Source organism: Neiella holothuriorum, from assembly GCF_019457915.1.
Classification (GTDB): domain Bacteria; phylum Pseudomonadota; class Gammaproteobacteria; order Enterobacterales; family Neiellaceae; genus Neiella; species Neiella holothuriorum.
On sequence record NZ_JAHZSS010000001.1, the window covers coordinates 13,423 to 29,816 of the forward strand.

The 16,394-nt window shown below is 46.7% G+C and carries 9 protein-coding genes; 6 read left to right on the top strand and 3 right to left on the bottom strand.

From position 1 onward, the window contains the following. Positions 1-10: 10 nt before the first annotated feature. On the bottom strand, positions 11-2,830 hold the full coding sequence (gene uvrA, locus K0504_RS00060; RefSeq protein WP_220102104.1) for an excinuclease ABC subunit UvrA: 2,820 nt from the start codon (positions 2,828-2,830) through the stop codon (positions 11-13). 178 nt (positions 2,831-3,008) lie between these two features. On the opposite strand from uvrA, the gene K0504_RS00065 reads away from it, so the two are divergent. Together K0504_RS00065 and ssb are read left to right on the top strand one after the other, a co-directional pair. Further along, positions 3,009-4,373: an MFS transporter gene (locus K0504_RS00065; RefSeq protein ID WP_220102105.1), complete on the top strand. Its 1,365-nt coding sequence runs from the start codon at positions 3,009-3,011 to the stop codon at positions 4,371-4,373. A 1-nt stretch (position 4,374) separates the two neighbouring features. After that, positions 4,375-4,938, top strand: coding sequence for a single-stranded DNA-binding protein (gene ssb / locus K0504_RS00070; protein ID WP_220102106.1), 564 nt, complete (start codon positions 4,375-4,377; stop codon positions 4,936-4,938). Between the two features lie 83 nt (positions 4,939-5,021). On the opposite strand, the gene arsB is transcribed toward ssb, so the two are convergent. Next, on the bottom strand, positions 5,022-6,038 hold the full coding sequence (gene arsB, locus K0504_RS00075; RefSeq protein WP_220102107.1) for an ACR3 family arsenite efflux transporter: 1,017 nt from the start codon (positions 6,036-6,038) through the stop codon (positions 5,022-5,024). Between the two features lie 547 nt (positions 6,039-6,585). On the opposite strand from arsB, the gene K0504_RS00080 reads away from it, so the two are divergent. Next, complete coding sequence (locus K0504_RS00080; RefSeq protein ID WP_220102108.1) at positions 6,586-7,773, top strand: iron-containing alcohol dehydrogenase; 1,188 nt, start codon at positions 6,586-6,588, stop codon at positions 7,771-7,773. Positions 7,774-8,096: 323 nt separating this feature from the next. Here the strand turns inward: K0504_RS00080 and K0504_RS00085 are convergent, their stop codons facing one another. Then, positions 8,097-8,840: a FadR/GntR family transcriptional regulator gene (locus K0504_RS00085; protein WP_220102109.1), complete on the bottom strand. Its 744-nt coding sequence runs from the start codon at positions 8,838-8,840 to the stop codon at positions 8,097-8,099. Positions 8,841-9,153: 313 nt separating this feature from the next. On the opposite strand from K0504_RS00085, the gene K0504_RS00090 reads away from it, so the two are divergent. The 3 genes from K0504_RS00090 (at position 9,154) to K0504_RS00100 (ending at position 16,285) form a co-directional block, all read left to right on the top strand. Next, the gene (locus tag K0504_RS00090; RefSeq protein ID WP_220102110.1) at positions 9,154-12,297 is read left to right on the top strand and encodes a TonB-dependent receptor; all 3,144 of its coding nucleotides are present in this window, start codon (positions 9,154-9,156) and stop codon (positions 12,295-12,297) included. Between the two features lie 87 nt (positions 12,298-12,384). Further along, on the top strand, positions 12,385-14,643 hold the full coding sequence (locus tag K0504_RS00095) for a polysaccharide lyase 6 family protein (protein ID WP_220102111.1): 2,259 nt from the start codon (positions 12,385-12,387) through the stop codon (positions 14,641-14,643). Between the two features lie 340 nt (positions 14,644-14,983). Next, positions 14,984-16,285 carry an MFS transporter gene (locus tag K0504_RS00100; RefSeq protein WP_220102112.1) on the top strand — a complete coding sequence of 434 codons (1,302 nt, stop codon included), beginning with the start codon at positions 14,984-14,986 and terminating at the stop codon, positions 16,283-16,285. The last annotated feature ends 109 nt before the right edge of the window (positions 16,286-16,394 follow it).

Below are 16,394 nucleotides of genomic sequence, written 5' to 3' on the forward strand. Positions count from 1 at the left end.
GTGTAGATACTTATTTAAGCAATGGTTTTAGGAAGTGGGCAGTGTGAGACTGTTGGCATTCAGTGACTGTTTCTGGTGATCCTGAAACCAAGATTGTGCCACCGCCGGATCCGCCTTCCGGGCCTAAATCAACAATCCAATCTGCGGTTTTAATAACATCAAGATTGTGCTCAATAATGACTATGGTATTACCGTGATCGCGCAAACGATGTAGCACGGTCAAGAGCAATTGAATGTCATGGAAGTGCAGGCCGGTTGTTGGTTCATCCAGTATATATAGGGTGCGGCCAGTGTCGCGTTTCGACAGTTCACGCGATAGCTTAACCCGTTGTGCTTCACCGCCCGACAGCGTGGTAGCCGATTGCCCCAAACGAATGTAAGACAAGCCAACATCCATTAGCGTTTGTAATTTTCGAGCGACGGCCGGAATCGCATCGAAGAATTCACGAGCATCTTCCACCGTCATATCCAGCACTTCATGGATACTTTTGCCTTTGTATTTGATCTCTAATGTTTCGCGGTTATAACGCTTACTTTTACAAACATCGCAAGGAACGTAGACATCTGGCAGGAAGTGCATTTCTACCTTAATGACGCCATCGCCCTGACAAGCTTCGCAACGACCACCTTTGACATTAAAGGAGAATCGGCCTGGTTTATAACCGCGAGAACGCGCTTCTTGAGTTCCCGAAAATAGCTCGCGAATCGGTGTGAAAATACCTGTGTATGTCGCTGGGTTGGAGCGCGGGGTACGGCCAATTGGGCTTTGATCAATATCGACGACTTTATCGAGGTATTCCAAACCATTAATTGATTTGTATGGCGCGACATCATCGCCAGCCGCACCATTAAGCATTTTATGAGCGATTGGAAATAGCGTGTCGTTAATGAGCGTCGACTTACCTGAGCCCGATACGCCGGTGACACAGGTCATCAAGCCAACGGGCAGTTGAACATTCACATTTTTGAGGTTATTACCTGTTGCGCCTGACAATTCAATCCAGCGTTCATCGGGCTGATGACGCTCAGCGGGAATGGTAATTTGCTTGCGTCCAGACAGGTAATCACCGGTGAGGGATGTTTGGGTATTTTTAATGTCATCCACTTGGCCTTGAGCAATGATTTCACCGCCGTGAACGCCGGCCCCCGGACCAATATCAATAACATAATCAGCTGCGCGAATCGCATCTTCATCGTGCTCAACGACGATGACGGTATTGCCTAGATCTCGTAAATGATTAAGTGTGGCTAGTAAGCGCTCATTATCGCGCTGATGCAGGCCAATAGAGGGCTCGTCTAATACGTACATGACGCCCACAAGGCCGGCGCCGATTTGACTGGCCAAGCGGATCCGCTGAGCTTCGCCGCCCGAAAGGGTGTCGGCAGAGCGTGACAGGTTTAGGTAATCGAGCCCAACATTGACCAAGAACTTTAGGCGATCACGAATTTCTTTCAGTATTTTTTCAGCGATTTGTGCGCGCTGACCTTCAAGCTCTAATTCATCAAAGAAGCGGAGGCAGTCGCCGATGGCCATTTCGGTCACGGTTGGCAAAGTGGTTTTGCTGACAAAGACATGACGCGCTTCTTCGCGCAATCGGCTACCGCCGCATTTATTACACGATTGGCTGGAGATGTATTTTGACAAGTCTTCCCGCACGGCAGCGGACTCGGTGTCTTTGTAACGCCGTTCCATGTTGGGAATGATGCCTTCGAAGGCATGATTGCGAACCACAATGTCGCCGCGATCATTAACGTATTGGAATTCTATTTTTTGCTTGCCGGTACCGAACAGCACCACTTGTTTTACGTCTTCAGCCAGTTCATCAAACGGTTGGTTAAGATCGAAGTCAAAGTGATTGGCAACAGCACGTAGCATTTGGAAATAATAAAGGCTGCGCTTATCCCAGCCTTTGATCGCGCCGCCGGCGAGGCTGAGCTCACCATTGGGCACGACTTTGTCATTATCAAAATACTGTTGAACGCCCAAACCATCACAGGTTGGGCAAGCGCCAGCTGGGTTGTTGAACGAGAAGATTCGCGGCTCAAGTTCAGCCATGGAATAACCACAAACCGGACAAGCAAAGTTAGCGGAGAATACTAACTCAACGCTGTCATCATCCATGCTCACCACAGTGGCGGTGCCGCCTGATAAGTCGAGCGCAGATTCAAATGATTCGGCTAAGCGTAATTCGAGCCCTTCTCGCACTTTAAAACGGTCAACCACAGCCTCAATCGTGTGCTTTTTATGAAGCTCTAACGTTGGTGGATCGGACAGATCGCAAATCTCGCCATCGACGCGTGCTCGGATAAAGCCTTGAGCGGCCAGATTTTGGAGCGTTTTAATGTGCTCACCCTTGCGCTCTTTGACGATAGGCGCAAGCAGCATGAGTTTGCTGCCTTCAGGCTGTTCAAGCACATGATCCACCATTTGACTCACGGTTTGTGCAGCTAGTGGCTCGTCGTGGTGCGGACAACGAGGCTCACCAACGCGAGCAAACAGCAAGCGCAAGTAGTCGTAAATTTCAGTAATGGTGCCAACCGTCGAGCGAGGGTTATGGGAGGTTGATTTCTGCTCGATGGAAATTGCCGGCGACAGACCTTCAATGGAATCCACATCGGGCTTTTCCATTAATGATAAGAACTGGCGGGCGTACGCTGACAGCGACTCGACATAGCGCCGCTGACCTTCTGCATACAAGGTGTCGAACGCGAGCGATGACTTACCCGAGCCAGACAAACCGGTGATCACCACCAGTTTGTCGCGTGGAATGGTTAGGTTAATGTTCTTTAAGTTGTGGGTTCGTGCCCCACGAATGTCAATGGAATCCATTGTCCGCTCAGTTTTTCTGCACCAAAGCCCTATAGAATCGCACAATCTGCAACGATGATCAGTGCCTTATCAGATCTTTTTTAGATTCGTAAATGAGAGTCGTTTGTACGATGAAGTTGCCTGCAGGCCGTGCTAGAATCGGCCACTTTGTTTTCGCTGATCGTCTGACTTTCATCGCATGGGATTAACTGCCACAGAGCGCAAAGCTGCCATTGGACTGGCCGGAGTATTCGCAACCCGAATGCTTGGCTTATTTATGATCATGCCAGTGTTTGCCATATATGGTCCTGAGCTGGGCGGCTACACGCCTTTCTGGATGGGCTTAGCGATCGGCATTTATGGCCTGACGCAAGCTTGTTTACAAATCCCCATGGGTCACCTATCTGACCGCATTGGCAGAAAGCCGGTGATCTATTTAGGCCTACTAGTTTTTGCAGGTGGCAGTGTCATGGCTGCACTGGCCGATCACATTGTTTGGGTCACCATTGGTCGAGCGATGCAAGGTGCCGGCGCCATTTCCAGTGCATTGTTAGCTTTGGCCGCTGATCTGAGCAGCGACGAACAACGCCCCAAAGTGATGGCAATTATTGGTGTCTTTATTGGCTTGTCGTTCACGGTAGCAATCATATTGGGGCCAGTGATTGCGGCGCCATTTGGCTTGTCAGGTCTGTTCTGGTTTACCGCTTTGTTGTCGCTATTGGCAATGTTAGTGATCCGTTTTTGGGTGCCAAATGCGACCACGAGTGCGCCTCGGGGAGATACCTCTGCGCGCTGGGCTTTCATGCGAAAATTAATTGGTGATCGTCAGTTATGGCGTTTCAACAGTGCCATTTTTGCCATCCACTTCTGCATGACATGCGTGTTTACTGTACTACCTAGTTTACTGATGCCATCGGTCGCCGATGCCAGTGGCATGTGGCAGACCTTATTACCTGTGTTGTTCGTTAGCTTCTTGTTGCTTATACCAATGATGAAGTTGTTTAATGCTCGTGGTCAGATCAAAGCTGGCTTGATTGTTTCTGCGCTATTAATGGCGGCTGCTTGCGTCTTGCTAATGACAACACCCGTGGGCTATTGGCTACTGCTCGCGGCGGTATTGTTTTTCGCGGGCTTTAATTATCTTGAAGCGGGTTTACCCAGCATGGTGAGCCTCTTTGCACCGCCCGGGCAAAAGGGTAGTGCCATGGGGATTTTTACCAGCTGCCAATTTGCGGGAGCTTTTGTTGGCGGTGTTGTTGCCGGTAGCTTGCTGCAATGGCAGGGGCGTGAAGCCGTATTTATTGCGATGTTGATCGCGTTATTATTGTGGGCTTTGTTTGCATTAGGTTTGCAACATCGCCATCATCTCAAGTCAGTAAATTTTGCCGTGACCCAATGTCATGACAATTGGTTTGAACAATTAATGCAGCAACCAGGCGTTGCCGAGGCCGTTTATGTGCCAGAAGAGCAGATTGTTTACCTGAAAGTTTACAAACAAGAATTTGATGCTCAACGCGTGATGGCGTTGATTAGTGCCCCAGCGGCAGAGTTGAAGGAGAATTAGTATGGCCACACGTGGCGTCAATAAAGTTATTTTGGTAGGCAACCTTGGGCAAGATCCAGAAGTACGCTACATGCCAAATGGTAACGCGATTGCCAACATTACCGTTGCGACCTCAGAAAGCTGGAAAGATCAGCAAGGTCAGCAGCAGGAAAAAACAGAATGGCATCGCGTGGTTATGTTCCGCCGTTTAGGTGAAATTGCTGGCGAATATTTGCGTAAAGGCTCGCAAGTTTATATTGAAGGCAAATTGCAAACGCGTAAGTGGCAGGATCAGAACGGTCAAGATCGCTACTCGACAGAAATCGTTGCCGACCAAATGCAAATGCTGGGTGGTCGTACTGGCGGCGGCCAAGGTGGCCAAGCTCCGGGTATGGGTCAACCAATGGCGCAACAACCTCAACAGGGTGGTTATCAGAATCAAGGCGATAACCAAGGCGGTAATTATGGCGGCGCGCCACAAGCTGCTCCAGTTGGTGGTCAAGCCCCTCGTCAACAAGCGCCACAACAACCGGCGCCACGTGGTGCTGAGCCTTCAGTTGATTTTGACGACGATATTCCGTTTTGAGGAATATATAAAAAATAACGCTAGATAAACGAGTTAAGAATATGATTAAAAGCCCCGCCAAGCGGGGCTTTTTTATGGTTCATTTAATTAAACCAATGGCGCGTTCGGTTGGCGAATGCAACCAAGGATAACATCACTGGTACTTCAACTAGAACGCCAACCACGGTTGCTAGCGCGGCACCTGAGTGCAGACCAAATAACGAAATGGCCACAGCGACAGCTAATTCAAAAAAGTTTGAAGTGCCGATCATACAGGCCGGAGCCGCAACGTTATGGGGCAACTTCATCCATTTGGCGGCCGCATAAGCAATCGCGAAAATACCGTAAGTTTGTATTAATAACGGAATCGCAATTAGGCCTATCGTTTGAGGTTGGCTGACAATAACTTCAGCCTGAAAACCGAATAACAATACCACCGTGGCAAGTAGGCCGGTGATCGACCAGGGTTTGATCCGAGCAAGAAAATTGTCTAGGCGATGATTGTCTTTGGCTTTTTCTAACTTGCGGCGGGTTAATACGCCGGCGATTAGTGGCAGTACCACATACAAAGCAACGGAGAGCAGCAAGGTTTGCCACGGTACTTCTACATCTGATACGCCCAACAGCAACGCAGCTAAGGGCGCGAAGGCAAACACCATAATGATGTCATTCACTGAAACTTGTACCAGCGTGTAGTTGGCATCGCCTTTGGTAAGCTGGCTCCAGACAAAAACCATGGCGGTGCAGGGCGCTACGCCAAGCAAGATCATGCCAGCAATGTATTCATTGGCCGATTGTGGATCGACCCAATCGACAAACAATACGTTGAAGAATAACCAGCCCAAAGCCGCCATGGAGAAAGGCTTAACGAGCCAGTTAATCACTAACGTTAATACCAAGCCTTTTGGTTTCTTACCAATATCTTTAATGGACGAAAAATCGATTTGAACCATCATTGGGTAAATCATCACCCAAATGAAAACGGCGATCACCAGATTGACGTGGGCAAACTCGATGCGCGCAATGGCGGCAAACAAAGCGGGCACATAAAGGCCGAGCAAAACGCCCGCCGCAATACATAAACCAACCCATACAGATAAGTAACGTTCAAAAATACCCACTATTGATACCTCAAGCCGCCTCAGTTTATTTCGTGGACTGAACGGTTAAAACGAAAAACATATTCGAAAAAACAAATGTATTGTAGGTGCAAAGTTGTTAGCTGCCAATGACTAATTTCTGGGCGCCATGCCATCAAAAATTGATTTAGCTCAGTTTAAAGCAACATTTGTAACAAGCAGGTTACTTGTATGACCAAAAAGGGTGATGTTGTTACCAACTGGTAAGGTTGCTTTGATTGACAATTTTCCAATCTGGTTATACATTTCGGTGTTAACTTGGTTTGAACTGTTTGCTTTATCGCTCGCCGTGCTTAACACATCAGACTGTGATGAAAGCAGTGTGTTGGTCACTGGCAAGCAAGCGGTTGTAGTCAACTAAATACACGTTCGGTCTAACAGTTTCGGATTAAAATTCGAGACGAAAAAAAATTCTGTCAGACCAGTGGCAAAACGGATTTTTGCTTGAACAACCAGAGCCAGACATCACCTGCTTCATCGATGACGTCTGAACCATAAAATAAAAATTTTATATGTTGAGGAACTTAAAATGACTCCATTTGAGTGGAACTTTCAAACAAAGCTCACTTATGGTCCTGGCCGGATTGACGAAGTCGGTGAAATTGCAAAAGCCTATGGCAAAAAAGCAATGGTTGCGACTTATGCCAAAGGTAGCCCGCTAGACCCTGTTATCGATCGTGTAGAAGCCTCCCTCAAAGCTGCGGGCTTGGACGTTGTAGTATTCACCGGTATTGAGCCAAACCCACGTGCTCAAACAATTGATAAGGCCATTGAGATTTTCAAAGCCGAAGAGTGCGATATGGTAATCGCTCTTGGTGGCGGTAGCGTTATTGATGGCTCAAAGTACATTTCAGCAACTGCATTCTCTGGCGGTAACGCTTGGGACTACGTTGTCTTGGGTGATCGTGTGCCGCGTGAATACACAGGTGCATTCCCAATCATCTCAATTCCTACGATCTCTGCTGCGGGCTCTGAGTGTAACGCTGGTGGTGTGATCAGCAATGCTGAAACTCAGGAAAAGAGCTTCTCTCGCTCGCCTTACCGTATTCCTAAAGTTGCTATCGTCGATCCAGAGATCCTCAAGTCAGTGCCAATGCGCCTGACCCAAGACAGCTGTGTTGATATTTTCTCTCACTTGATCGAGCACTACCTATCAAGCGATGCAGAGTCTGAGTTTGCTGATCGCCAGACCGAAGGCATGATTTTGTGCTTGAAAGAAAACTTCGCAAAAATCATTAACAACCTCGAAGATTTGGAAGTGCGTGGCCAGTTGGCATTGTGCTCTATCTTCGGTTGGTCTGGTATTCAAGCCTTAGGACGCATGGGTTGTATCCCAATGCACTCCATTGAAATGCCGTTAAGTGCTATTTATGACTTACCACACGGTCGCGGTATGGTTGTTGTGATCCCTGCGTACCTCGAACACATGGCAGATGCGAAGCCAGCTCGTTGGGCGAAGTTAGCACGTCGTTGTTTTGATGTGACTGAACAAGACGATGTGAAAGCTGCCAAGCTGTTGTCTGTTAAAGTGACCGAGTGGCTTAAAGAAACTGGTGCTTACCTGACCTTGTCTGATGTAGGTATTCCAGAGGACAAGTTTGAAGAAATGGCTGATGACGTTGTTCGTATGTTCCCTGGTCCAGAAGCGAATACCACGCCAGGCGCACGCCCAGTTACTAAAGAAGACATCGTCGCCATTTACAACCTGTGTAAATAACACCTAGGTTGTATCGATGATGTTAAAAAGCCTCTCAACCCGAGAGGCTTTTTTTTGGTTTAGATATAACCAATTCGCGTAATGACGATTAAAGGCCGCGCAAAGTCACCTTGAATTAGGGCTTTTTTCTGGTCGTAAGCATGACCAAAATTGGCTGACCATCAATGTGGGTTGTTTGGCAAAATTGGGCAGAGCACTTGCGATCGAGAAGGTGTTTGTTTCGGTAGGTTTTGACGTTGCTCACTTAGGCTGTAAATGGCGAGTTGCAACGCGACATGAAGGCATAAAAAAACCGGGACAAGCCCGGTTCAATTATTGACGATTTAGGTCGGACGGTGGAGGATACCGTCGAGCGAGTATAGGCCACGCTTCTCACTCGCTTTACGCTTCACTTCTTCCAGAGCTTTCGCCTCTAGAGCATCAAACAATGCGTTAATTAAGCGATTAAAGTGCTTGTGCATTGCTGCGCGTGCAGCTGCGGCATCGCGCCCTTTAAGGGCATTGTAGATTGCCGTGTGTTCATCCAAAATTTTATGTTGATTGCTTTTTGCACAGACTGAGCCATAGTCAGACACAATTTGCGGGTTTGAAACACGCAGATTCCAAAGGTTCTCAACTGTTCGCAGCATCGCGGCGTTCCGAGTCGCAACAGCAATCACGCGGTGAAACTCTTCATCGGCTTCTTCTGCGTACTCGCCTCGTTCCATATCGACCAAGGTCCGGTGCAATACAGCGAGCTCTTCGTCAGTAATTGAGGTGGCGGCAAGGGCTGCAACTTCGCCTTCAATCAACGCTCGAGACTGGGTTAACTCAAATGCACTTATGGCCATGTCGGCTTTAGAAAGATTATTTTGCTCAAGAACATAAACGCCAGAGCCAGTTTTCACTTCGACCCGCTCTCGAACTTCTAAAGCAATGATTGCTTCTCGAATGGTTGGGCGACTGACATCAAAGATCTCTGCAAGTTCTCTTTCAGGCGGAAGGCGACTGCCAGCAGGAAAATCTCCTCCGCTAATCATGGATTCGATTTGATCTACGATGCGCCAAAATAAGCGCCGATTTTTCATTGGTTATCCCTAATATGCATTGGTTAGCCGTTGGTATGACACATAATCAACATAGAGTCGATAGAAAGACAAGGACTGGTAAAAAAAATTGGGATCAAACGCTATTATTTTGTGACCAAAATTTGAAGGTTGGCACGTCTATTGGAATTACCAATTGGTAAAGTTGCTTGAGATCACATTTGGGTCATTGGTAAGCGTAAATGGTTTGCTGGTCTGTAAATTTTTGGTTAAGTTGACAACACTTGGTTAGCACCCTGTTTTTATTGGTGCTACATAAGAAATACAAACGTGAAATACGTGGGGAAAACACATCGTGAAACTCAACCAAATAACCAGCGCTTTGGCGCAACAAAAAGTGGGTTTGCTAAGTAAGCAAACGCTGCTGACTTCGGCTCTGTTAGCTTTTGCCGCTCCGGCTCTGGCTGCCGAAGCGCCAGCGGACCCAGCGACTGCGGAGCCTGCGGCTGAAGACGTTGAACGCATTCAAATTTCTGGTATGCGCGCGACCATGTCTCGCTCTCTTGATGAGAAGCGTACCAACTCTGCAGTTGTTGATGCGATTGCTGCTGCGGATTTCGGTGACCTTCCTGGTCTGTCGATTTCTGATGTTATTGAAAACATCACTTCTGTCTCTGGTCACCGCGGTAAAGGTAGTACTTCAGAAACTTCTATTCGTGGTATGGGCCCATTCTTAGGTTACTCAACCTTTAATGGTCGTACCGTTACCAGTGCTGGTTACTCGCGTGCGGTTAACTTCAAGAAATTCCCTTCTGAGTTGGTTAATAAGGTTGTTGTTTACAAATCACAGCAAGCTGACCTGGTCGAAGGTGGTGTGTCCGGTACCATTGAGCTGAGCTCGCTGCGCCCTATTGATTTCGGTAAAAAGAAAACTAGCGTCGAATTGACGGGTATCTATAACTCACACACTGCGCGCCAACACGATGAAAATGGTTTTGGTAACAAGGTTACCTTCTCAACCGTAAACCAGTTTGAAACTGAAAATTATGGCTCAATGGGCTATACCCTTGGTTTCCAACGCACCGACTCTGCTAACCCAGAAGAAAGTGTTTTGAACAGCTCTACTATGTATGGCTGTGGTACTCGTTTTGCTGATGGTACTGATACGCCATCTGCGACCGGTGATTACGACTGTGAAGATATGCTGAATAAAGAAGGCATCACCGACGCAGACGGTAACACTTACGCTTCGAACAATGATATTCGTGATTCCATTCACGAATATGATCCAGATTCAGTCTTCTACACCTCTTCTAGCCAGACTTACCGTCAGATGGAAGAAGAAGATATCCGTAAAGCAGTCGTTGCCACTTGGCAGTGGATTCCAAACGATGCCTGGGATATCAACGCTGACATGTCATGGTCTAAAAATAAGTACTGGGAAGATCGTCACGACTTCGTCGTTCAGTCTGCCCGTCGTAACTTAACAGACCACGTTATCGGCCAAGACGGCACCTTGCTTTATCGTGAAGGTGAGTCTCGTTTCGAAACTCAAGGTTTGTATCGTGATGAAGTTGAGCGTTACAACGGCTACGGCTTTAACGTTGCGCACTACTACGATGACAACTGGAAATTTGAGCTAGATGTTGCCTATTCACGCTCGACTCGTAACCGTACTAGTTACAAGTCGCGTATGCAGTCTGCCGATTATTGGAACTACAGCTTAGACAACCGTAATACTCGGACCATGGAGCTACGCTTCTTGGATGCCAATGGTTTGTCTAGTGATGAAGCCGGTTATGATTCTTCTACGGCCTTTGATCCATCAACTGCTGATTCATGGTTGAATCCATATGATGCGCGTACTGAACGTGAAATGGATGACCGTTGGGATACCCACAAGTCTGTCAAATTTGACGTTGATTACTTGGTTGATGGTGACATCATTTCATCTATCAAGGCCGGTGTGCGCTACTCGAAGCAACACCTGACCAACGAAATGGATGATGATGTAGCACTGGTTAACCCGCTTTATAATGTTGATGGTACCGCCAATATTAACCCTGATACGGGTGAGCAATACGATACTAGCGATGACAACCGCAGCTCTGAGTACCGTCTATACAACGACGACACTATGACGGCTGACGAGAAGACGACGCTGACAGAGCGTATGGTTGATACCTGTTTCACTGATTGGAACAACGACCGTTGGATGAACAGTGAAGATGGCGAACCATTCGAAGGCGGCAAGTGGGCTAGCTTTGATGGTAAGTGTGGTTTCGGCCAATTATCACGTGTTAACCCTGATGGTAGCTTCGAAGATTACGGCTACTGGGAAGACTCTCGCAGTTCCGGTGATGATGACATCCGTGAAGACGTGATGGCTGCTTATGTCATGTTCAACATCGATACTGAAATGTTTGACATGAACGTTACTGGTAATGCTGGTGTTCGCGTTGTTAAAACTGAAATTGATTCACGTGGCTGGCGTGATGATTACACCGTTAATTACGACGAAGAAACTGGCGCAGCGATTAGCCTTGAAACCAATGGTGAACTCGAGCGTGTTAAAGTTGAAAACGATGTAACTGAAATCCTGCCAAGTGCCAACATCACGTTCCACTTAGCTGACGATTTGTTACTGCGTACTGCAGCTTATCGTTCATTATCTCGTCCTAACCTGCAAGACATGGGCGCTGGCCGTATCATTAGTACGGGTACTGGTGACGACGAAAATGAAAGTATTGCTGAACTGATTTCGTCAGTTGACGGTGATAACCCGAACCTTGAACCAATCATGTCTTGGAATGGTGATATCTCGTTGGAGTGGTACCCATCAGTAGATACAGCGATCAGCACCGCGATTTACTACAAGCGTTTCGAAGCGTCATTCGATAACACCATCTTGAATGAAACCATCACGATTGATGGTGTAGAAGTGCCAATCGAAGTTGACACCATTACTAATGGTGACGACGCAAGTGATCTTTGGGGTGTTGAATTGAGTGCTCAGCATCACTTTGCAGACCTGCCAGGTTTGTTAAGTGGTTTGGGTATGAAAGGCTCGTACAACTACGCAGATTCTGACTTCAAAAACGAAGATGGCGCGTTTGGTACAGCTTACGATTCAGAAGGTAATGTAAGTAAGCAAGGTATTGAAGGTTTTGATGCCGCCAATATCTGGGGCTTCTCTGAGCACGTGTTCTCTGGTTCTGTTTACTGGGATTACGAAGACTTCTCTGCTCGCGTACTCTACAAGTACCGTTCTAAATACTACCAGCCAAACACGGGTGCTGCTGCGAATCGTTACGTTATGCCGTTTGAGTATGTTGATGTCAGCATGAAGTACAAACTGACTAGCGACACTAGCGTTTCATTCAAAGCAATGAACATCTTTGACGAAGCTCAGTATATGACTCGTGGTACGAACAAGAACCCAACCTTGGTATCAAGCTCAGGCCCTAAGTACTTCGTGAGTGTTAAACACCAGTTCTAAGGGACGCAAGTCACCTTTCGGGAACTCATAAAGCTCCAAGGATGGAGCTTTTTCCCCTTTTATTACTTATCAAATAAGAGTCCGGCGATGCATAAAAATACTGCTATATTCCGCTGTGTTATCCTCCTTTCTACATTTATTTTTTCTATTTCTTCACTCTCCGTTCAAGCTAAAGATTGGCTTGTAAAGACACAAGATGAATACCAGCAAGCCATCAACAAGGTTGCGCCTGGTGATACTGTCGTATTGGCCAATGGCGAATGGCAGAACTTTGAAATTTTGTTTGAAGCTAAGGGCACAAAGAAACAGCCTATTACGCTGACAGCAGAGAAAAAAGGTAACGTATTTTTAACTGGTCAGTCGAATCTACGACTGGCTGGCGAATACTTGATGGTAAGCGGCCTCGTATTCAAAAATGGTTTCACGCCAAGCAGTGAAGTCATCTCATTCCGTAAAGATAAAGATGCTTTTGCATCTCACTCTCGCGTGACCGAAGTGGTTATCGACAATTACAGCAACCCTGATCGCTTTGAAGGTGATTATTGGGTTGGCATGTATGGCAAACATAACCGTTTTGATCACAACCACCTCGAAGGCAAGCGCAATAAAGGTGTTACTTTGGCCGTTCGTTTGAATGCCAAAGCGCATCAACAAAACCACCACCGTATTGACCATAACTATTTTGGTCCACGTCCTACGTTTGGCTCAAACGGCGGTGAAACCCTTCGTATTGGTACCAGTCACCATTCGTTAAATGATTCGTTAACTACGGTTGAGAATAACTACTTCGACCGTTGTGACGGTGAAGTGGAAATTATCTCGATTAAGAGTGGTAAAAATACCGTTCGCAATAACGTATTCTTCGAATCACGTGGCACCCTGACGATGCGTCACGGCAATGGCAACTTGATTGAAGGCAACGTGTTCTTTGGTAATGGTGTTGACCACACCGGTGGCCCGCGCGTCATCAACGCCGATCAAACCTTGCGTAACAACTACATGGAAGGCTTGACCGGTTATCGCTTTGGTAGCGGATTGACTGTGATGAACGGCGTACCGAATTCGCCGATCAACCGTTATCACCAAGTGAAAAATGCGACGATTGAGAACAATACACTGATCAACGTTGAGCACATTCAGCTCGCCGCTGGTGCAGATGCTGAGCGCTCGGCTGCGCCTGTTGATTCTGCAATGCAAAACAACTTGATCATCAATGACGATGGTCAAGACCCATTCGCTGCTTTTGATGACATCAGTGGCATCAAATTCAAAGGCAACGTTCGCAATAATGTAGCGAACCCTCTAATCAAAGAAGGTTTTGAAGTTGCCAAGGTTGAGTTGAAACGCAATGAGCATGGCCTTCTCGTTCCAAAGAACAAACTCAAAGCGGGCGCTTCGCTCGATTTGAAACCTATTGCTAAAGAAGCTACTGGCCCGAGTTGGTACCCTAAAACTGAACCTGTTGTCGCTTTTGAATCAGGTAAAGTCATCAAGGTTAAGCCGGCAGAACGTTCAATTTATGACGCAGTTATGAAGGCTGAGTCTGGCGACGTTTTGGTACTTGCTGACGGTGAGTATGATGTAGACCGCAAAATAACCGTAGCAAAAACCATTTCTGTGAAAGCTGCCAATAAAGGCAAAGTAACCATCAATTTCCAAGGTTCTAGCTTGTTTGAAATTCACAATGATGGCAGCTTAGCGCTTGAAGGCTTGAATATCTCAGGTGTTGATGCCCCCGACTATTCTGGTAACGCGATGATTCGTACTGCTAAATGGGGCATGTACAAAAACTATCGTTTAAGCTTGAAGGGTTTGACGGTCAAAGACTTGGATATCAACCATTCATTCCACGTGTTTGATTCTGGTGCGCGCGCATTCGCAGACTATATCGATATCAGCGACAGTGTGTTCTCCAATATCACTGGTGATATCCTTCGCCTGAACAAAGAACAAGATGACCTCGGTATTTACAACGCCGAATATGTGCGTCTTAATAACAACCGCTTTGAAAAAGTAGAAGGCGCCATCGCTAAGGTTTATCGAGGTGGGTCGGACGAAAGTACATTTGGTCCGCACGTAATTCTAAACAAAAACATGATCGGCGATGTCGGTAACGGCAAGCGTAATAAAGAGAAAGCTTCTTTAATGCTCCATGGCGTTCAGGTTTCGGTTCTGGATAATAACCAATTTGCTTCGTCTGCTCCGGTTATTGTTGAGCATACCGTTGGCGAACCTAAAACGACGATCGTGAACAACGTGTTTGAAAAGACCGGTGAGCCTAAAGTTACCGAGCTGCGCGTTAAAGGACCACACACCGCAGTGTTGAAAAACAACTCTGTAAAATAAAATATGAAGGCAAATACAGCCATACGCTGTACTTGCCTTATCAAAGCTGCCCAAACTTTCAATTTGGGAGTAGATCAAACAAGTTGTGAATTTTTCTGGTTAATTGTGGTATTACCAATTAATTTGCACAATAACGAGTCATCTGTCTGACCAGGTGGTATATTTGTGGTCAGTACGTTTGAAGTATTGGTTAGCTCGGCTGTTGGTTATTGGTTATGTTTTCAGTCGTCTAGCCCTACTTTACAGCATTAATAACAACAAATGCGGGGCCTTTTATAGGTCCTAAAATATACAGTAAATAATTGTTTTACTTGAAAATAGTCTTAGGAGTTTTTACACCATGAAGATCAAGGGTTTTCGGTGGGTAATTATCGGTTTGATTTTTACCGCAACCGTTATTAACTATATTGACCGCTCAGCGTTGTCCATTATGTGGCCAACCGAAGCAGGTATTGCACACGAGCTCGGTCTAGACGATAGCGATTATGGTCTAATTCTGAACGTATTTATGGTGGCCTATGCATTAGGTCAGCTATTTTCAGGTAAGATTTTTGACAAAATCGGTACACGTATTGGCTACGTTCTTGCCATTGGTATCTGGGGCTTGTCATCGTTCATGCACTCGTTTGCACGCGGTTTCATGTCTCTAGCAATCTTGCGTACAACGTTAGGTTTCTCTGAAGCGGGTAACTGGCCTGGTGCGGTTAAAAGTAACGCCGAATGGTTCCCGGTTAAAGAGCGCGCTGTAGCACAGGGTCTATTTAACGCTGGTGCATCAATTGGTGCGGTAATCGCTCCGCCACTCATTGCGATGCTATTTGCTGCGTTTGGCTGGAAAATCACCTTCATGATAGTGGGTTCTTTCGGTATCGTTTGGATTGTGCCTTGGTTGTTGATCAACAAAGCTGGTCCTAAAGAGCACCCTTGGGTAACTGACGAAGAGCGTAAGTACATTCTTGATGGTCAACCTGCTGAAGCAGCTGGTGGCGATGAAGAGCCTGGCCTGACTTGGGGGCAATTGCTTCGCATCCGTGAAACTTACTCTATCTTGATTGGTCGTTTCTTCTTAGAGCCAATCTGGTGGTTCTTCGTTGGTTGGATGCCTATCTACCTCGCCAAAGTTTATGGCTTCAATGTAAAAGAACTGGGTATGTTCCTGTGGTTCCCATACGTTGGTGCTGCGATTGGTTCTATTGCTGGTGGTATTTATTCAGGCAAGATCATTGCGAAATCTGGCGACATCAATAAAGGTCGTAAGAGTACTGTTGTGATCGGTTCTGTGCTGATGTTCTTGGGCTTGGTTGCGACTGTTGCAGTAGAACATACCGCTTACTCGTTCATGGGTGTTGTATTCTTAGTATTGTTTGGCTTCCAGTTTGCTATTGGTAACATCCAAACACTACCGGGTGATTTCTACAGCGGTAAGTCTGTTGGTTCATTAGCCGGCATGGGCGGCATGGTTGGTGTGTTCTCGGTTATCATCTTGAACTTCCTCGTACCAATTATTGCTGAAGTATCTTATACCCCTATCTTCATTCTGATCGGTGCATTTGTACCTCTGGGTGTGCTTGCTGTGTTCTTCTTCGGCGGCACAATTGGCCCAGTTGAAAAAGCTCGCATCGACAAGGTTCGTGGCGTTTAAGCCAACACCTTGAGTTTGGTCTAAAATGGTGGTGTCTTGTTCATCAAGAACCACCATTGAAGACAGTTAACACGATGATTAAGGGGTGCTTGCTACCCCTTCTTAGTTT

What these genes read in the sequence shown, in the direction of transcription:
- uvrA (WP_220102104.1), bottom strand. Translation starts at nt 2,830, where the DNA reads ATGGATTCCATTGACATTCGTGGGGCACGAACCCACAACTTAAAGAAC.
- K0504_RS00065 (WP_220102105.1), top strand. Translation starts at nt 3,009, where the DNA reads ATGGGATTAACTGCCACAGAGCGCAAAGCTGCCATTGGACTGGCCGGA.
- ssb (WP_220102106.1), top strand. Translation starts at nt 4,375, where the DNA reads ATGGCCACACGTGGCGTCAATAAAGTTATTTTGGTAGGCAACCTTGGG.
- K0504_RS00080 (WP_220102108.1), top strand. Translation starts at nt 6,586, where the DNA reads ATGACTCCATTTGAGTGGAACTTTCAAACAAAGCTCACTTATGGTCCT.
- K0504_RS00085 (WP_220102109.1), bottom strand. Translation starts at nt 8,840, where the DNA reads ATGAAAAATCGGCGCTTATTTTGGCGCATCGTAGATCAAATCGAATCC.
- K0504_RS00095 (WP_220102111.1), top strand. Translation starts at nt 12,385, where the DNA reads ATGCATAAAAATACTGCTATATTCCGCTGTGTTATCCTCCTTTCTACA.
- K0504_RS00100 (WP_220102112.1), top strand. Translation starts at nt 14,984, where the DNA reads ATGAAGATCAAGGGTTTTCGGTGGGTAATTATCGGTTTGATTTTTACC.